Origin of the sequence: Janthinobacterium sp. MP5059B (genome assembly GCF_001758645.1) — a bacterium.
Classification (GTDB): Bacteria; Pseudomonadota; Gammaproteobacteria; order Burkholderiales; family Burkholderiaceae_D; genus Janthinobacterium; species Janthinobacterium lividum.
On the sequence record NZ_LRHX01000020.1, the window covers coordinates 129,523 to 148,385 of the forward strand.

Annotated in this window: 16 protein-coding genes and 1 pseudogene; 16 read left to right on the plus strand and 1 reads right to left on the minus strand. The window is 58.2% G+C overall.

Annotation, left to right across the window (positions count from 1 at the left end; genetic code table 11):
• Complete coding sequence (gene tssJ, locus JAB1_RS24500) at window positions 1–600, minus strand: type VI secretion system lipoprotein TssJ (protein WP_070282123.1); 600 nt, start codon at window positions 598–600, stop codon at window positions 1–3.
• Between the two features lie 278 nt (window positions 601–878).
• On the opposite strand from tssJ, the gene JAB1_RS24505 reads away from it, so the two are divergent.
• The 16 genes and pseudogenes from JAB1_RS24505 (at window position 879) to JAB1_RS29725 (ending at window position 18,833) form a co-directional block, all read left to right on the plus strand.
• Entirely contained in the window at window positions 879–1,475 is a 597-nt protein-coding gene (locus JAB1_RS24505) for a tetratricopeptide repeat protein (protein WP_070282124.1), read from the plus strand.
• A gap of 37 nt (window positions 1,476–1,512) precedes the next feature.
• On the plus strand, window positions 1,513–2,022 hold the full coding sequence (tssB, locus tag JAB1_RS24510; protein WP_070255715.1) for a type VI secretion system contractile sheath small subunit: 510 nt from the start codon (window positions 1,513–1,515) through the stop codon (window positions 2,020–2,022).
• A 1-nt stretch (window position 2,023) separates the two neighbouring features.
• Window positions 2,024–3,523 (plus strand): type VI secretion system contractile sheath large subunit, encoded by a 1,500-nt coding sequence (gene tssC, locus JAB1_RS24515; protein ID WP_070282125.1) that lies wholly within the window; start codon window positions 2,024–2,026, stop codon window positions 3,521–3,523.
• A gap of 31 nt (window positions 3,524–3,554) precedes the next feature.
• Window positions 3,555–4,046: a type VI secretion system tube protein Hcp gene (locus tag JAB1_RS24520; protein ID WP_034779593.1), complete on the plus strand. Its 492-nt coding sequence runs from the start codon at window positions 3,555–3,557 to the stop codon at window positions 4,044–4,046.
• A gap of 66 nt (window positions 4,047–4,112) precedes the next feature.
• A complete protein-coding gene (gene tssE, locus JAB1_RS24525) occupies window positions 4,113–4,586 on the plus strand; it encodes a type VI secretion system baseplate subunit TssE (protein ID WP_035820620.1) in 474 nt (157 codons plus the stop codon).
• Entirely contained in the window at window positions 4,583–7,225 is a 2,643-nt protein-coding gene (tssH, locus tag JAB1_RS24530; protein WP_070282126.1) for a type VI secretion system ATPase TssH, read from the plus strand. Before tssE ends, tssH begins: the two co-directional genes overlap by 4 nt.
• A gap of 20 nt (window positions 7,226–7,245) precedes the next feature.
• On the plus strand, window positions 7,246–8,277 hold the full coding sequence (gene tssA, locus JAB1_RS24535) for a type VI secretion system protein TssA (protein ID WP_070282127.1): 1,032 nt from the start codon (window positions 7,246–7,248) through the stop codon (window positions 8,275–8,277).
• Between the two features lie 42 nt (window positions 8,278–8,319).
• Window positions 8,320–9,111: a transporter substrate-binding domain-containing protein gene (locus tag JAB1_RS24540; RefSeq protein ID WP_254672247.1), complete on the plus strand. Its 792-nt coding sequence runs from the start codon at window positions 8,320–8,322 to the stop codon at window positions 9,109–9,111.
• Window positions 9,112–9,146: 35 nt separating this feature from the next.
• On the plus strand, window positions 9,147–9,659 hold the full coding sequence (locus JAB1_RS24545; protein WP_070282252.1) for a lipocalin family protein: 513 nt from the start codon (window positions 9,147–9,149) through the stop codon (window positions 9,657–9,659).
• A gap of 263 nt (window positions 9,660–9,922) precedes the next feature.
• Window positions 9,923–11,686: a methyl-accepting chemotaxis protein gene (locus JAB1_RS24550; RefSeq protein ID WP_070282129.1), complete on the plus strand. Its 1,764-nt coding sequence runs from the start codon at window positions 9,923–9,925 to the stop codon at window positions 11,684–11,686.
• Between the two features lie 71 nt (window positions 11,687–11,757).
• On the plus strand, window positions 11,758–12,465 hold the full coding sequence (locus tag JAB1_RS24555; RefSeq protein WP_083299947.1) for a tRNA-uridine aminocarboxypropyltransferase: 708 nt from the start codon (window positions 11,758–11,760) through the stop codon (window positions 12,463–12,465).
• Window positions 12,466–12,593: 128 nt separating this feature from the next.
• A pseudogene (locus tag JAB1_RS24560) lies at window positions 12,594–12,866 on the plus strand (radical SAM protein); the annotation flags it as partial.
• A 182-nt stretch (window positions 12,867–13,048) separates the two neighbouring features.
• Window positions 13,049–14,245, plus strand: coding sequence for a site-specific integrase (locus JAB1_RS28975; protein WP_071653407.1), 1,197 nt, complete (start codon window positions 13,049–13,051; stop codon window positions 14,243–14,245).
• Between the two features lie 29 nt (window positions 14,246–14,274).
• Window positions 14,275–16,155, plus strand: a complete 1,881-nt coding sequence (locus JAB1_RS29720) for a hypothetical protein (protein ID WP_071653408.1) — start codon at window positions 14,275–14,277, stop codon at window positions 16,153–16,155.
• Between the two features lie 187 nt (window positions 16,156–16,342).
• Window positions 16,343–18,352 (plus strand): site-specific integrase, encoded by a 2,010-nt coding sequence (locus JAB1_RS24570; protein WP_254672248.1) that lies wholly within the window; start codon window positions 16,343–16,345, stop codon window positions 18,350–18,352.
• Window positions 18,345–18,833 (plus strand): hypothetical protein, encoded by a 489-nt coding sequence (locus JAB1_RS29725; protein ID WP_139144664.1) that lies wholly within the window; start codon window positions 18,345–18,347, stop codon window positions 18,831–18,833. Before JAB1_RS24570 ends, JAB1_RS29725 begins: the two co-directional genes overlap by 8 nt.
• Window positions 18,834–18,863 lie beyond the last annotated feature (30 nt).

Below are 18,863 nucleotides of genomic sequence, written 5' to 3' on the forward strand. Positions count from 1 at the left end.
CTACTGGCAGCGCAGGGCAGCCAGCGGCGCCATGCCGCTATTCATGCTGGCGACGCTGAGCGCGCAGGCGTGCAGGCCGACGGTGATGCCGCCGCGTTCCGCGTCCGCGGCGACAAAGGTGGCGCGCCAGCGCTGTACCGCAGGCGCGCGGAACAGGGCCACCACGCCGATGAAATATGCCTCCTTGCTGACTTTTTCCTGCACTTCGTAGCGCTGGCCCGGCACCAGCAGCACTTCCTTCACTTCCATCAGGTCGGCGCCCAGCGCGGTCTTTTCACGCTGCGCGTCGAGGAAGCTGTCGTAGGGCGCCTGCTCGAAGGCGGCGCGCTGGCGCAGCTTGTAGATGCGCGCCACCAGCGCCAGCGGCCGGCCGTCGGCATCCGTGTTGAGGCGCTGCGCCGCATGCAGGCGGATGCTGACATTGCGCGGCGGCTTTTGCGCGTCGGGCAGTTCCACTGGCGGCTTGGCTACGCCGGCCACTTGCAGCGCCGCGTTGGCCAGGGTGCCGATGGCGCCGCCCGCACAGCCGGCCAGCAGAAGGGCCGGCAGCAGTGGCGCGGTGGCGTGGGCCAGGCGGCGGAGCGGGGCGTCAAATGGCATGGGTGATCTTTGCAAGGTGAGCGGTGGAAATAAAAGTGTTGCAGTCATTTAAGCGCATGCAGGGGCGACCCGCTTGCGTTGGCACAAAGTCCGCCTGCGATCAAGATAATTACTGCGCCAGATCAGGATTCATGTCGCTGCGCGCGGCTGTGATGTGGAACTTCTTCTTTGCTGATTAATCTCAATTTGGCAAAAAAATTGGCGATCAATAATGGCCTCCACCAAGGCGCCGCCCATCTTTCCCTGCGGTAGCGTCCTCCACGTGAAGGAATGCCCCGATGAAGCCAGCCACCATGTTGCCCCGTATTGCCTGCCTCGCCAGCGCCCTGATGCTGACCGCCTGCGCCACGCCAGAACAGCCGGCGCCCCAAAAACCTGCCGCGCCGACCCTGGCGCAAGTGATGAGCGATGCCGATGCGGCTGCGCGTGCCGGCCAGTACGAGCGCGCCATGACCCTGCTCAAGGCCGGCGGCAGCAGTTACCCGGCCGACAAGGCGCCATGGCTGCAAATGGCGCAAATGAAGTTCGACCGCGGCCAGTACGGCGACGCCATCGGCCATGCGCTCGAAGCGCTGGAACGCGACCCGGACGACAAGGTCGCCAACAGCATCGTCGCCGTCAGCGGCTTGCGTTTGTCCGGCAAGGCGCTGTCCGACCTGTCGCGGCAAAACAATCTGAATGGTTCGCTGCGCTCGGAAGCGCAGGACCTGGCCAAGCTGCTGCGCGCGAGCATCGGCGAAGACGTGCTGGTGCCGCCGGCCAAGCGCCCGCCGGCGGCCGGCAAGCGCGCTGCCATGTCCGGCTCCGGCACGCCGGCGGCGAAGGGCGCGGCAGCGCCGGCAAGCGTGGCCGATCCGTTCAGCGGCTTGAAGTAAGCGAGCATCCCCACCATCCCCTTGCAAAGGAAGCGACATGCCCAAGTCCGACAGCGTGCAGAAACGCCTGCAGAAGATACGCGCGCCGCGCGTGCAAATGACCTATGACGTCGAGATCGGCGACGCGATTGAAAACAAGGAGCTGCCCTTCGTGGTCGGCGTGCTGGGCGATTTTGGCGGCAATCCGGACAGCGAGAAAAAGCGCCTGAAGGACCGCAAGTTCGTCGCCCTCGACCGCGATAACTTCGACGAAGTGCTGGCCGGCGTGGCGCCGGTGGCGCGTTTCGCCGTGCCGAACCGCCTCAGCGAGGCGGGCGGCACGTTCGCCGTCGATCTGCATTTCCGCTCGATGGACGACTTCCGCCCCGAATCGGTGGTGCGCCAGGTGGCGCCCCTGCGCAAGCTGCTCGAGGCGCGCACCAAGCTGGCCGACCTGCGCAACAAGCTGGCCGGCAACGACAAGCTGGAAGACTTGCTGACGGAAGTGCTGAACAACACGGACAGCCTGGCCACTCTGAAACCGCAGTTCCCGGCGCAGGAGGATTGAGATGAGCGCCCAGGCAGAAGCCCCAGAATCCCTCGCTGTATCCGCATCCGATGCGCCGGCCGCCACCGATTTGCTGGACCAGATCGTAGAGCAAAGCCGCGTCGCCAAGTCCGGCGCCGAACATGCGCGTGCGCGCGACCTGATCTCGGAGCTGGTGGCACAGGTGCTCGATGGCACGGTGCTGATGTCCAGCAGCCTGTCGGCCACCCTGGACGGGCGCGTGGCGGAAATCGACCGCCTGATCTCCACCCAGCTCAGCGAAATCATGCATGCGGCGCCGTTCCAGCAGCTTGAGCAAAGCTGGACGGGACTGCGCTACCTGGTCGGCAATTCCGATACGGGCACGCGCCTGCAGATCCGCATGTTCAACGCCACCAAGCGCGAACTGGTGAAGGATTTCCAGGCCGCGCTGGAGTTCGACCAGAGCAGCATGTTCAAGAAGGTGTATGAAGAGGAATTCGGCACCTTCGGCGGCGCGCCATTCGCCGCGCTGCTGGGCGACTTCGCCATCTCGCGCCAGCCGGAAGACATGTATTTCGTCGAGCAGATGTCGCACATCGCCGCCGCCGCGCACGCGCCGTTCATCGCCTCGGCCGCGCCGGAACTGTTTGGCCTGGAAAGCTACGGCGACCTGGGCAAGCCGCGCGACCTGGCCAAGGTGTTCGACACCATCGAGTACGCGAAATGGAAAGCCTTCCGCGAATCCGAGGATGCGCGCTATGTCGGCCTGACCTTGCCCCGCTTCCTGGGCCGCCTGCCGTTCAATCCCGTCGATGGCACCACGGTCGAAGGTTTTAACTTTGTCGAGGAAGTCGATGGCAGCGATCATCACAAATACCTGTGGTGTAACGCAGCGTATGCGTTCGGCTGCAAGCTGACGAGCGCCTTTGCCGACTACGGCTGGTGCGCCGCCATCCGCGGCGTGGAGGGCGGCGGCCTGGTGGACAACCTGCCGACCCACACCTTCAAGACGGACGAGGGCGACGTGGCCCTGAAATGCCCGGCCGAAGTGGCGATCACCGACCGCCGCGAAAAGGAATTGTCGGACCTGGGCTTCATCTCGCTGGTGCACTGCAAGAACACGGCGTATGCGGCGTTTTTTGGCGCGCAGTCGGCGCAGAAAAGCCGCAAGTACAACAGCGCCGCGGCCAACGCGAACGCGGTGCTGTCATCCCAATTGCAGTACATCTTTGCCGTTTCGCGCATCGCCCACTACATGAAGGCCATGATGCGCGACAAGATTGGCAGCTTTGCCGCCGCCTCCAACGTGGAAGATTTTCTGAACCGCTGGCTGATGCAGTACGTGCTGCTCGACGATAACGCCAGCCAGGAACAGAAGGCGCAGTTTCCGCTGCGCGAGGCCTCGGTACAGGTGCATGAAGTGCCGGGCCGGCCCGGCGTGTACCGCGCCGTGTCGTTCCTGCGGCCGCACTTCCAGCTTGACGAATTATCCGTTTCGCTCCGACTGGTCGCGGAGTTGCCGAAGTCGACCAATTCCTGATCCACTCATCTTTCAACCAGAGGAGCACACCATGGCAATCGATGTATATCTGCAGATAGACGGCATCAAGGGCGAGTCCACCGATGACAAGCACAAGGACTGGATCGAATGCAAATCGGTCAGCTGGAGCGTCGCGCAGCCGAAGTCCGCCACCGCATCGACGGGCGGCGGCCACACGGCCGAACGCTGCGAGCACAAGGACATCGTCATCTCCAAGCTGGCCGACCTGGCCTCGCCGGTGCTGCTGCAGACCTGCTCGGCCGGCAAGACCATCCCCAAGGCGCGCTTCGAATTCATGCGCGCCGACGGTCAGGGCGAGCGCGTCAAGTATTTTGAAATCGAAATCGAGAATGTGCTGATCGGCGCCGTGACGCCGAACGTGGAAGAGGGCGATATCCTCGGTGAACACGTCGGCTTCAAGTTCTCGAAAGTGAAGTGGAAATACACGCAGCAAAAAGTGACGGGCGGCGCCGGCGGCAATACCTCGGGCGGCTGGGACCTTGCCGCGAACCGCGTGGCTTGATCCATGGTGCGCGGCGCGCGGCGGCCACCTTCGCCCGCGCGCCGCGCCGACTTTTCAGGAGAGCGCATGGACAGTTATGTACCTGGCCTGTTCGACCGCCTGATGGGCGACGGCGGTGCGGCGGGCGGCGTGGCGGTGCGCCTGTCGCTGGAACAATTGAAGGATGCGGTGGCGCGCGACCTGGAAGAGCTGCTCAACACGCGCGTGGCCCTGCCGCCCGGCGCGCTCGACGCCTATCCGGAATGCGCGGCATCCATCGTCAACTATGGCCTGATCGATTTCGCCGGCATGTGCTTGTCCAGCAGCGATGACCGCGCCCGCATCTGCGCGGCGCTGAAGGCGGCCATCGAACGCCACGAGCCGCGCCTGCGCAATGTGCGCGCCCGCCTGGAGCGCGAAGCGGGCGCCATCAACCGGGTCGGCTTTGTGATCAGCGGCACCCTGGCCGTGAGGTCTGGCGGCGAGACGGTCAATTTCGACGCCGTGCTGCAGCCGTCGTCGCTGCGCTATTCGATCAACCGCAAGGGAGCCGCCGCATGAGCAACAACCTGAAAACCCTGATTGCCAAATTCAACGACACGGCGCGCACGGCCGCCACCCGTGCCGCCGCCATCTGCGTGGGCCTGGGCCAGTACGAAGTCGATATCGAACACCTGTTTTTGGCCTTGCTGGAACAGGAGCGCAGCGATTTCGTCACCATCGCGCGGCGCAGCGAAATCAGCCTGACGGCGCTGGAGGCGGACCTGCGCCGCGAGATCGGCAGCTTCAGGACGGGCAGTGCGCGCACACCCGTGTTCTCTCCCCATTTGCCGCTGCTGTTCGAACACGCGTGGCTGATTGCCTCGCTGGACACGGCGCAGCCGGGGCCTATCCGCAGCCGCCACCTGTTGCTGGCGCTGCTGACGGAACCGGAGCTGTCGCAGCTCGCGTACCGCGGCTCGAAGCTGTTCGCCCGTTTCAGCGTGGAGCAATTGAAACACCATCCGGACAAGCTGACGGCCGGCTCCGGCGAGCAGGAAAGCGCGGCAGTGCCGCAGCCTTCCGAAACACCTTGCGACCCGCTGACTGCCCTGGCCAGCAAAACCCCGGCGCTGGACCAGTTCACCACCGACCTGACGCAGCTGGCGCGCGACGGCAAGCTCGATCCCGTGATCGGCCGCGAGGCGGAGATACGCCAGGCCGTCGATATCCTGCTGCGCCGGCGCCAGAACAATCCGATTCTCACGGGCGAGGCGGGCGTGGGCAAGACGGCCGTGGTGGAAGGCCTGGCCTTGCGCATCGCCGCCGGCGACGTGCCCGAGGTGCTGCAGGGCGCGCACATCCACGCGCTCGACATGGGCTTGCTGCAGGCCGGCGCCAGCGTGAAGGGGGAATTCGAAAGCCGTCTGAAGAATGTCATCGACGAGGTGGCGAAAAGCCCGCATCCGGTCATCCTCTTCATCGACGAGGCGCACACCATGATTGGCGCCGGCGGCCAGGCGGGGCAGAACGATGCGGCCAATCTGCTGAAACCGGCGCTGGCGCGCGGCGCCCTGCGCACGATTGCCGCCACCACCTGGAGCGAGTACAAAAAGTATTTTGAAAAGGATGCGGCGCTGGCCCGGCGCTTCCAGGTGGTGAAGGTGGAAGAGCCGAGCGAAGACATCGCCTGCGCCATGCTGCGCGCCATGGCGCCGCTGATGGAGCGCCATTTCGGCATCCGTGTGCGCGATGCCGCCCTCGTCGAGGCGGTGCGCCTGTCGCACCGCTACATCAGCGGGCGACAGCTGCCCGACAAGGCCATCAGCGTGCTCGACACGGCATGTGCCAAGGTGGCGCTGGGCCAGCGCGCCACGCCGGCGCAGCTGGAAAACGCGCACCGGCGCCAGGAACGCGTCGGCGCGGAAATCGCCGCCCTGGCCCGCGAGGCGGCCGATGGCGAAGTGCCCGATAAAGCCGGCGCTGCCCGCCTGGCGCAGCTGCGGCGCGAGCATGAAGACGGGCAAGTGGTGGTCGCGGCGCTGGCGCAGCGCTGGGAGCGCGAAAAGGCGCTGGTGGCGCAGATCGGCGAGCTGCGCGCGCAGTTGCGCGGCGAACGGCCGGGCGAGATCGGCGCGGCGCGCCTGCTGGCGCTGAAGGAAGAACTGGCGGCCCTGCAGGGGGAGGCGCCGCTGTCGCCGCTGGAAGTCGATGCGCAGGTGGTGGCCGGCATCGTCGCCGGCTGGACCGGCATCCCGCTGGGAAAAATGCTCAAGGACGAGATCCGCACGGTGCTGACCCTGGATGGGGCGCTGCGCGAACGGGTGCTGGGACAAGACCACGTCATCGAGGCGGTGGCGCAGCGCGTGCGCACGGCGCGCGCCAGCCTGGACGACCCGAACAAGCCGAAAGCCGTGTTTTTGTTCACGGGACCGTCCGGCACGGGCAAGACGGAAACGGCGCTGGCGCTGGCCGACCTGCTGTATGGGGGCGAGCGCAAGCTCATTACCATCAACATGAGCGAGTACCAGGAAGCGCACAGCGTGGCCGGCCTGAAAGGCTCGCCGCCCGGCTATGTCGGTTACGGAGAGGGCGGCGTGCTGACGGAAGCCGTGCGGCGCCAGCCCTACAGCGTGGTGCTGCTCGATGAAGCGGAAAAAGCCCATCCCGACGTGCTGGAACTGTTCTTCCAGGTGTTCGACAAGGGCGTGCTCGATGATGCGGAAGGGCGCGAAGTCGACTTTCGCAACACCATCATCATCGCCACCTCGAACCTCGGTTCGGGCGCCATGATGGCCGCCTGCCTGAACCGGGCGGCGCAGGACTTGCCCACGCCGGCCGCGCTGGAAGAACTGGTGCGCCCGCAACTGGTGGCGCACTTCAAGCCGGCCTTGCTGGGGCGCCTGAAGGTGCTGCCCTTCTATCCCCTGAACGACGCGGTGCTGGCCGAGATCATCGTGCTGAAGCTGGCGCGGATAGGCGCGCGCATCGCGCGCAACCACCAGGCGCAGTTCAGCCATGACGCGGGCCTGGTCGACGCCGTGCTGGCGCGCTGCACCGAGGTCGATTCGGGCGCGCGCAATGTCGACCAGATACTCAATGGCAGCTTGCTGCCGGCGATCGCCGAAGCGGTGCTGGCGCGCATGGCAGGAGGCGAGCCGGTGGCGTCGATACGCGTCAGCGCGAACAAGCAGGGACAGTTCAAGTACACGATCCGATAATCCATCTTCCGGAGAGCGCCATGTTCAATCTGGAGCAGTTGCTGCACCCCGTCAGCGCCGTCAGCCCATGCGGCGAAGACCTCACCTTCAGCCAGGAGCTCGACGCCATCGCGCGCGCGCGCCAGCACGATGATCCCACCCTGGACCAGGGCGAGTGGGTGACGGCGCTGAAGGAAGCCGACTGGCCTTTCGTGGCGACGCGCTGCGAACAGCTGATCGCGGTGCGCAGCAAGGATTTGCGCGTCGCCGTGTGGCTGGCCGAGGCGCATGCGAAGACGCGCCACTTCCGTGGCCTGGGCGATGGCTATGCGCTGCTGGCCGGCCTGTGCGAGCGATACTGGGATGGCCTGTACCCGCTGGCGGAAGAGGGCGACCAGGAACAGCGCATCGGCAATGTCTTCTGGCTGCTGTCACGCACGCCGCAGCTGCTGCGCGAGATCCCGCTGACCGAAGGCGCAGATGGCCTGTTTTCATCGCAGGATTTCGATGCGGCGCGCCAGCGCGCGGCCGCCAGCCTGGCGCAAGGCGCAGCGGATCAGGGCTGGGGCGATACGCGGCACGACGAAGGGGCGACCCTGGCGCAGATGGAGGCGGCGCGGCAAAGGAGCACGCGCGCCTTTTCCGACGGCTTGCTGGCCGATGCGCAGTACTGCATGCAGTCGCTGCTGGCGTTCGAGCGCAGCGTCGATGCGCGTTTCGGCGCTGATGGCCCGAGTTTTCGCGCCGCGCGCGAAGCGCTGGAAAACGCCATTCACTTCATCGCGCCGCTGTCGCCAGGCGCGGATCTTGCCGGCGCGCCGCCCTCCGCTGGCCAGGGCGCTGGCGGCAGCGGGGGCGCCATCGTGCAGCGCCAGCAAGCGCTGGCCCAGCTGCGTCAGGTCGCCGATTTCTTCCGCCGCACGGAGCCGCACAGCCCCGTCGCCTACCTGGCCGAGAAGGCCGCCAGCTGGGGCGAGCTGCCGTTGCACCTGTGGCTGCGCGCCGTCGTGAAGGACTCCGCCACCCTGGCGCAGCTCGACGACATGCTGGGCACGAACAGCGCAAACGGATGATGGCGTTTGCCCCTTCCATGCTACTCTTCGGGCATGTTCAGAATGCTCTTTTTTCCTGCCGCGTTATGCCTGTTCATCGCCGCCAGCGCGCGGGCCGGAGCTGCGGTGCCCCTGGTGATTTATGGCGACGATGATTATCCGCCGTACTCCTATGTTGAACATGGCCAGATGAAAGGTATCTACACGGAGATCGTGCGCGAAGCCGTGCAATCGATGCCGCAGTATGCGGTGCAGCTGCGCCCCGTGCCCTGGAAACGGGGCGTGCTGATGCTGCAGACGGGCGAGGCGTTTGCCCTGTATCCACCGTATTCGTGGCGCAGCGAGCGGCCGTATGTGCGCTATTCCGTGCCGCTGCTGATGGAGCAGCTGGTGGTGCTGTGCAACCAGGACGTGCTGGCCAAACGCACGCTGCGGCAGTGGCCCGCCGATTACGGCGGCCTGCACATCGGCGTGAACGCGGGTTTTTTGCTGGGCGATGCAAAGCTGACGGCTGCCGTTCAAGCGGCCAGCATCGTGTTCGATACGGCCAAGGGCACGCGCACGAATCTGCTCAAGCTGATGCGCGGGCGCATCGATTGCTATGTCAGCGACCGCCTGTCGGCGCAGTGGGAATTGCAGCGCATCCGGCGCGAGGGGCCGCCGGGCACGCCGATGCAGGCGATACACGAAACCGCACAGCTGGCCAGCCAGCAGGGCCACCTGGGTTTTACGGAACGCCGGCCTGCCGCCTACCCGTATCGCGATGATTTTATCGAACAATTCAATGCCGCCATCGTGCGCATGCAGAACAATGGCGCGATCCGCCGCATCGTCGACCACGCATTGCAACCCTGACGTTGCAACCTTGATTTCACCCGATGGAGAAGACCATGAAAAAAATGCTGTTCCTGTGTGTGCTCGTGCTGGCCGGCTGTGTGGGCCGGCCCGAGAATATTCATCCCGTCAATAACTTCGACACGGCCCGCTATCTGGGCAAATGGTATGAGATCGCGCGCCTCGATCATTCCTTCGAGCGGGGCCTGAGCCAGGTGACGGCCGATTACAGCCTGCGTCAGGATGGCGGCCTGAAAGTGCTCAACCGCGGCTACAAGGATGCGGACGCTGTCTGGAAGGATGCGGAAGGCAAGGCGTATTTCGTCGACAAGAAAGACGTGGGCTACCTGAAGGTGTCGTTTTTTGGTCCCTTCTATGGTTCCTACATCGTCTTCGACCTCGACCAGCAAAATTACAGCTATTCCATGATCAGCGGCCCCGACAAGTCTTACTTCTGGTTGCTGTCGCGCACGCCAACCATGGACCCGGCCTTGCAGCAGCGCCTGGTAGAGAAAGCCGCTGGCCTGGGTTTCGATACGTCAAAATTGATCTATGTAAAGCAAAACTGACCTTGCTTGCCTGCCGCCCGTTCGTGGCGGCATACCGCCTTCTGGCTGTTGCTTTTCTGCATGTTATTTCTTGCAATACCACTCTGATTCACTCACAATCTGCTCCAAAGTAGTGCGCTGCGGCGCGCTGCCATTCCGGTGGCGAGTGTCCGTTGCGCCACCGCTCGTGATTGCCGCACGGCAGATGCCTGCTATATGATACGTAGCAGTAGGTCGGTTTCGTGGCGTCTGTGCATCGTTTTTCTTCAGATAGGAATCACGCAATGAAAAACCTCAAAATCGGCGTACGTCTCGGTGGCGGTTTTGCCGCTGTCCTGCTCCTGTTGACCAGCCTGACCGTGGTGGGCATCGTGCAGATGCAAAGCGCCAGCAAGGAAACCGATGCGCTCGTCAACGTCAAGGTGCGCAACGAGCGCCTGATCGGTGAATGGACCAAGGTCATCGAGGTCAATGCGGCGCGCACGGCGGCCGCCTGGAAAGTCAGCGATCCCGAACACCAGAAGCAGTTTGAACAGGAAATGGCGGTCTCGTCTGCACGCGCCACGGAAATCCAGAACGATATCGGCAAGAGCGAACTGAGCGCGGACGAGCAGGCGCTGTACCAGGAAGTGCTGAGCACGCGCAAGGCCTACACGGAAGTGCGCAAGAATGTGTTCAAGGCCAAGAATGCGGGCGACCTGGAACTGGGCAAGCGCCTGTACGAAGGCGACATGGCCGTCAAGCGCGACATCTACCTGGCGTCGCTGAAGAAGCTGGAATTGCTGGAAGCCAAATTGCTCGATGAAACGGCCGCGCAAATCCGTTCGCGCTACGAGAATGGCCGCATGCTGTTGATCTCGCTGGGCGTGGTGGCCATCTTGCTGGGCATCGCCTGCGCCTACTGGATCACGCGCTCGATCACGCGCCCCATCACGCGTGCCGTCGAAGTGGCGGAAGCCGTTTCCGCCGGCGACCTGACCAGCCATATTATCGTGGAAAGCCGCGATGAGACAGGGCAATTGATGCATGCGCTGAAAAACATGAACGATAAACTGGTCAGTATCGTGGGCCAGGTGCGCGCGGGCACGGAATCGATCAGCACGGCGTCGAGCGAAATTGCCGCCGGCAACCTGGACCTGTCGTCACGCACGGAAGAGCAGGCCAGTTCGCTGGAAGAGACGGCGTCTTCCATGGAAGAACTGACGTCCACCGTGAAACTCAATGCGGACAATGCGCGCAGCGCCAACCAGCTGGCCATCGACGCGTCGCAGATCGCCAGCAAGGGCGGCGTGGTGGTGTCGGAAGTGGTCAGTACCATGGGCTCGATCAACGATTCCTCGCGCAAGATTGTCGACATCATCAGCGTCATCGACGCCATCGCCTTCCAGACGAATATCCTGGCCCTGAATGCGGCCGTGGAAGCGGCCAGAGCCGGTGAGCAGGGCCGTGGGTTTGCCGTCGTGGCGTCCGAGGTGCGCAACCTGGCGCAGCGTTCCAGTGCGGCGGCCAAGGAAATCAAGGGTTTGATCGACGATTCCGTGCAAAAGGTCGAGGCCGGTTCGCAACTGGTGGACAAGGCGGGCCGTACCATGGACGAGATCGTGCAAAGCATCAGCCATGTGACGCAGATCATGAACCAGATTACCGACGCCAGCGATGAGCAGCGCGCCGGCATCGAGCAGGTCAACCAGGCCATCGGCCAGATGGACCAGGTGACGCAGCAAAACGCGGCCTTGGTGGAAGAAGCGGCCGCGGCGGCCGAATCCATGCAGGAACAGGCGGCCAAGCTGGCTGACGTGGTGGGCCTGTTCAAGCTCGATGCAACGCAGCACTATGTTTCGGCCAGTGCTGGTCTGTCCGTGACAGCGTCTGCGCCAGCAAAATCTGCCACTCGACCTGCACCCGCCATCCAGCCTGCCAGGCACCGTGCGCCGGCGGCAACCGTAGCCGCGCCCGCGCCGGGCAAGGCGGCGCAAGCGGAAGCTGCGCGCGCACGCGTGCCGAAGGCGCCGGTGGCGTCGGGCGCCGACGAATGGGAAGAGTTTTAAGCGCAGATTCCCCTTGGCATGGCGTGGGCGCTACAATCGCGGCTTGAAGACAGCCGCGAACGCGCTCCGCCATGACTACCCGCCGTACCTCCAGCCCGATTTCCAGCGCTATCTCCAGCCCTGCCGCTGCCTCGCCCTCCCTGGCGGAACCCGCCAAACGGGCGCGCTGCCCAGCCTGCCTGCGCGCCGCATCCAGCTGCATCTGCCGCTGGATCGCTCCCGTTTCCCACGCGGTGGAAGTGCTGATCCTGCAGCATCCGCTGGAAGTTCACAATGCCAAGGGCAGTGCCCGCTTGCTGCACCTGAGCCTGCCCAACAGCCGCATGTTGACGGGCGAGCAGTTTGCCCCGGATACGCTCGCCGATTTGCTGGCAGACAAGCATAATGTGCTGCTGTACCCGGAGACGCCCGGCGACCGCTCGCTGGACATCGCGCCGCCGCCAGCGCTCGACCCTGCCATCTTGCTCGATCCGGCCCGATTCTCGGCCCGGTTGCGGCTGGTGGTGCTGGATGCTACCTGGCGCAAGAGCCGCAAGATGCTGTATCTGAATCCCCCGTTGCAACAGCTGCCGCGCCTGCCCCTGCGCGATACGCCCGCTTCCCATTACCTGATCCGCAAGGCGCACGCCCCAGACCAGTTATCGACCCTGGAGGCGACGTGCTATGCCCTCATGCAGTTGGAGCAGGACGCGGACCGCTTCGTTCCCCTGATCGCGGCATTTGACGGTTTTGTCGCGCAGCAGTTGAGTTATGTCATGCCGCACGGTGAAAAAGCGTGAAACGGCATCACGCCAGCCCTTGATCTTGCCCGCGCAGCGGCATAGTATACTGTACGTATATACAGTTGATGGGGCCGTTCATGAAAGCAATCATTCCAGAGCACGATGACAGCTTCGCCGGGCAAGCCATGTTGCCGCCGCAATCGCTGAAAGCCCGGAAGGGGCGCGGGGCAGTCTCGAACCTGCAAGGTCGCTACGAGGTGCACGCGCGCGCCGGTTTCGATGACGGCTGGAGCGTGGGAGGCCTGGATGAGGAGGCTGGAGAGGCGGCTGGAGAGGCGCCGGCGCCGGGCTGGAAGACGCAGGTCAGCGACGAGCAGGCGCGCACCATCCTCACGCGCAATGCTTCGCCCGATTTGCCGTTCAACGTATCGCTGAATCCATACCGGGGCTGCGAACATGTTATGCCGAGTAAAGATTTTTTGTGTATACCTTTGAGAGGCAGTCGGTGTTGTATCTAGTTAGCAATGTTTTCAATAGTGAAATTATTTTCAATATTATATTTATTTATTGATTTTTAAAGAAAAATCGGTTGTCTATGTTTTGGAATTGGTTATGATTGAGGGCACTTTGTAGGGAGACTATGGATACATTTCTTAAGCGAGAATTGATCTTGGTAAAGTCTGATGACTCACATTCTCCGCTACAGGTCGGGCAACCTTTTTTCTTTCTGGAGTCAGAAACAGAAGTAGCGATTTTTGAGGAACCTACCATATTTCTTTCAGAGAAATATGTTTTTACTCGGCGCGCGCTCCCAAGCACCTGGGAGAAAGTTGCTTACTCTCTAAAATCTTGGTTTCAATTTTTGCAGGCAAGTGAAATCCATTGGAGATATGCGGATGCATCTATTCGGCTAGATTTTAGAGATAGCTATCTTAGTAGTATTTCTGCGAATACCGGACAAGTATTTGGTGCAAAAGGGGTTTCGGATACTATGGCCGTAGTAAGAAAGTTCTATCAGTTTTCACAAAACAGAGGTTGGTATGAAGGAGACTTGGGGGCAGAGGGTGAAGATACAGATTTGCCGAAAGTTCGTCCTAGTTCAGTTATTCATCCAATAAGCGTAAGTAATCTTAAAAAACTGATAAACCATCTCGGACCACAAGCTTCAAACCGGAACGGCGATCTGAGACCTTGCAGGGATAGACTGATTGCAGACTTAGGCTGGGTGGTAGGCCTGAGAATATCAGAAGTGCTTTCTCTTACAACGTTCCAGTTTCTCAGTTTAAGTTTTGACCCTAGTACCCCTTATGTAGACTTGCGACTACAAGTACTTGGAAAGGGCGGAAAGACGCGCCAATGCGCTATTCCAACGTGGTTGGTTATTGATGTTGTCGAATATATCAATACTGAACGTGCAGCAAGCCTTAAATCTGCAAATGGAAAGAAACATACTCGTAATGCTCAACTTTTTTTAGCCCATATATCTTCGTCGCGGAGAGGTAATCCCATTTCAGTCGATGCGGTCCAAAGCATCATACGAGCCGCATGCTTTGCTCTCGGTTTGATCAGCACGGTTCAAAAACAGAATACTGAGACGTTTGAAGTATTCGAGGCTAAGTCCGCTGATCATAGTTTTCATGACCTCCGCCATACCTATGCGGTCTTGACCTATCATGCGGAAGTGAAGAATGGCAATCCTGAACCTTGGAAAAAGATCCAAGCACAACTAGGTCACAGCAGTCTTCAAACTACAATTGACATTTATCTTCGCCACGTTCACCTTTTTCATCAAAGCCCAGGCTTGCTAAATATCAGGAAGATGATCGATCTGTATTAAATTAATAATTAATTTAGGATTTAACATCCATGATGAAAAAGGCCTCATCCGCAGCATTAGTTGCTAAACAATCGCGGCGCCGTGCAGCCGAGAGTGGCACCTTAAAGAGGTTTAACTCGAATCGCGTCGAGTTGGTTATTCATCCGGAAACGAAGGTGGAGCAACTGTTTGCTGTATTTCCGCGTGACTGTGGATTGGAGTGCAGAAGAAATAATATTAGTTTTTTGCTTGAGTTTAAAAATCTGCGCCCAATTTTTGAGGAGGGATTGTTAAGGTCGGGTGCAAATAAATCTGTTGTGACTCGTGCTGAGGGATGTAGAGTATTAAATAGGACTTTTTTTAGTTTTCTGAGGGAGACTAATTCAAGGTTGATATCGTCTTGTGATATTGACGATGATTTCCTTCTTTCCTTTAAATACTGGCTAAAGAAGTCTTGTAAGGAGGGAAATCTAAATCCTAGCTCAATTTCCAAGGGGTTAGGACGACTGAGAGGTGTTTTTTCTGCTATTAAAAGCGGTGAATTTCACGCTGAAGCATTGAGGATTGCGGAGAGAATTCCACCTAGTGGAGTCAAGAGAAATAGATTTGATCCTACCAAAACCATTTCTATGGATAATTTGGTTTCTATAATCGAATGTGCAGAAAAAGAGATCGTGGAAATTGAGGCATATTGGGAGCATGGTAAAAGACTGGTGAAGGAGGGACAGGCTAAACTAATTGATCCATTGCGGATGGAGAAAGGTAATCGAGGCGATTTTAGAGATTTATCAATTTGTTTGGCGAAGGTTGATGAGATTTTTCCAGGAGAGATTCCTGAGTTGGAGGAAATTAGAAAAATTAATAGATCTCTTGGATCGGCAATTCTATCAATTCATTCGATGGGAAATGTTGTTCGATATTTTCAACCGAACCCAAGAGATATGGTGCCATTTGTATTGTTGCTTGCTATATCGTGCGTATTTAATCCTGATACCGTCTTGACGCTTGAGCGAGCATTAATTGATTTTAATAGAGATCAGAGTGGAACTCCAGCTATCGAAATAATCGGTTCCAAAGGCCGTGCCTCAGCAGATTTAGTTCGCCTTCTTGAGGCGGAAAGTAGCGTTTCACGAGATTTATCATTAAAGCGAATACTTCTTATGCTTGATGAGATATGTGCAAGAATTAGATCTTCTGCTCCGAGAGATCACTCAGATCGGTTATTTATTTTTGTTCCAGAACGTGCTGGTGACCGTAGTACAAAAGGTTTTGGATCTAGAAATGGAGGGAATGAGAATGCCTCGGCAGATATGGGCTGGAGAAATAGCCTAGAGCGATTTATTAATCAAAATAAGTTAAAGAAATTTACCCTCGGACAGCTCCGGCCAACCATTTTGGAGATGGTGCAATTAATGGATGGAGGGTTGGAAGCTGCACAGAAGGTTGGAAACCATCGGCACCCGGGTACTACATGGACACATTACACTAGTTCCGCTATTAGGAGTCGCTATCGCGAAAAGGTTGGCCAGATAATCATGCTGCGTGAGCGATGGTACAACACAAAAGGTGATATAGATCCTCGCAGGCTAGAACCTGGTCACGACAAGGGAGCTGCGACTCCTGGATTTATTTGTTTGGACCCATTAAGTTCGCCTAGACCAAATCAACTAGGCGGAAAGCTTTGCACAGACTATGGCGGCTGTCCAGCTTGCCCTCTAAGTGGTGCTCGCCCTCATGATCCCGTAAGCGTGGCCTATTATTACGCGTTAGATCGGGCGATTTTTAAGAGTCAGCCCAACATGAGCGCTCAGACATGGATTGAAAGGTGGGGGCCGGTACTGGCAGACCTTCGAGAATTATTGACTCTGGTTCCTAGTGAAATTGCTGAACAGTCGAATAAATTCAAGATTTCTTTACCAATGGTGGGTTGAAATGGGGCTTGCAAATACTCGAAATAGTACGATAGATCCTTCATTGACGAAGAAGTTACATCTTATGTCTCCTGAGGAGCTTCTCAATATACCCGTAACGTCTCTTAACGTTTTCGGAGATTCCAAGTGGTATGAACCATCGCGCGTTCCTGGGCAATCTAGGTCAACTTGTACAATAAACTGGGATATGATGTTGCATGATGGGTCTCGGCTCACAGATAAGCAGCATTCCAGACGCATTTGGTGGATAAAACTCTTAATCCTTGTCCGAGTAAAGCTTCCGGCTGATGGAAATTTTCCAGCAGCAGGGATGTTTGGGTCTCTTCAGCAGGCAATCAAGTGGTTTGCGTCTTGGATTGCGGAGAACGGCCTACATTCGCCGGAGGAACTTTCCCCGGCAGTTTGCCTGGAGTATTTTGAGTCCTTGCCTCGCTACATATCAGAAAAGGCCCATGACGGTGAAATTCGGGAGTCGACAGCGCGAATTGCTTTGCAATTGTTGATTGATTTGTGGAATCAGCGCGTACAACTTCAGAAGTTTGGAATTGCTTCATTAGTGTCCCATCCATATGGAGGAGATGGTGGGGCGGCCCTCGCCAAGCGAATTTCGACACTTGCGATAGGCTGGGTAAGACCTATCCCTGATGAGGTCGCGATTCCTCTCCTGAATAAAGCGTCATGGTTTCTTGGAGCGCCCGCGAATGATGTTATTCGGTTGATTGAGGTTGTTGATGATCGCACTGCTGGGAATGTGGTCATCGTTGATAACGGAAGAGGTGGAACGCGTACTCAGTTGGCCGGTGGCGGTAAGACTGCACGCCTACGTCGCACAAGTAAATTTTTCGACAACTTTGTATTTTCTACAATCGAAGGCGAAGCTAAGCCGTGGCATGAGCCTCTGGACATCAGCTTAGAAGGTAGTGTTGGCAAACAAAGCGATGCGCAATTCCGAGTTAGGCAGTTGTACGAGGCTGTTCGAGATGCATGCTTGCTTCTTGTGCAGGGGACTACAGGAATGAGAATTTCTGAAATTTTGGGGATATCGGCAGGAATAGATGTAAGCTCGACTCTGCCGGTGGGGGTAAGAATCGAGAATAGCCGTACAGGATTGTATGAATGGTTTGTGATTAGAACCACCCTGTCCAAGACGGACGATGGAATGCAGCGTGAAGTCGATTGGGTGCTCGGCATGCGTTCGATTGGTGACACTGAGTTGCCGGAAGCCGTTCGCGCCCTAGTAATTTTGAATAAACTAACTGAGCCTTGGCGGGAGCGCGCTGCCACTAACAGGCTTGTATTGTCTACTCTATCGGGTTTTGCTCTACCGACAAAGGCAGCGGTATTATTGGCACCGATCGCTTCGAAAGTAAATGCCTCAATGCGTCGTTTCATTGAGAACTGGGTAGATCTATCTGGCTTACCGGACACCAGCAAAGCAATGGCCTTTGATAACGACCTGGTGGAATGGAGGGCTGGGAAAGGTGCACCTTTCCGCTCCCATATGTTAAGGAAAACTTGGGCCAGTTATGTCTTGGGTTGTGATCCAAAACTACTGCCAGCAATACAAATGCAGTATCACCATTCAAACCTAGCAATTACGGAAGGTGGTTATATTGGAAATAACCCCCTGCTTGTTGAGTCATTGGATTCTGTGGCACGTCAGAAACGCAATAGCGTGATTTTTGAGTTGGTAACGGGGCAATCCGCTTTGGCGGGTAGGATGGGGGGGCGGTTAAATGAAGCTACCACCCAGCTAAAGGTTGAAACTATTGATCTGCCGCTTTCAGAAAAATGGAAAAAAGTTGAAGCATGGGCAGATGAAAACCAGCTTCAACTGTTCTTTTCTCAGCATGCAAATTGCGCACCGATTCGGAGAAGTGAGATGCGCTGTCAAGACGCCACCGATACTCCTGTATGGATTCGAAATGTACCGAACACAGCGACTAGAGAACCGAGCTTATGTGCTGGCTGTGCATGCGCAATTATAGACAGAAGTCATGAACGGTTTTGGGTAGGCCGCTACGTTGACTCAATGATTTCAATTCGAGCGAGTGAGAGGATACAATCGGCCGAATCGGAATTTCGAGTTATCAAATTTAGGGCAGCACAAGCCGATAGCATTTTGAGGAAGTTCGGAACTGACCGTGAGGATCTTCAGGCAAAGGTCGAATTAGCATGGGAGGCGGAAAATGCCTAAATTAAAGCAGAGCCCACCCGCATTGGACCCTATTGAGCAGGACTTTCGGGATGCACTCTCGCGGCTCCAAAAAGGAGAGCCAAAGAACCGGGAGCTTAAGAAGGACTTAGATCACGGTGTTTTGAAAATAAATTTCAGTTCTGTCGCGATGGAGGCTGGAAGATCTAGAACTTTAATAGCACTAGAAAAATGCTGTAGATATCCTGCTACTAGGGAGCTTATTAAGCAGGCTAAGGCTGGGGGGAAAGGATTACCTGCCACCTATAGCGAACTAGTCAAAAAATTGCGCGCAGACAAAACTGAACTGATAAGCCAGGTGAAAAAATACCAAGTTGAGGCTCTTATCCATTTTCATGCTCGTGTAAAGGCCGAGAAGGTAGCTGCATCGGCAAAGGCGTCAGAATCGCGCGCGCTGAAAGCCCTTAGCAAGGTGTCTACTGCTGTAAAGATTGTACCTAGTTCAGATGCTGAATCCACGTAGTATATAGTCTTAGAGCTTTGTCTTTCCTTG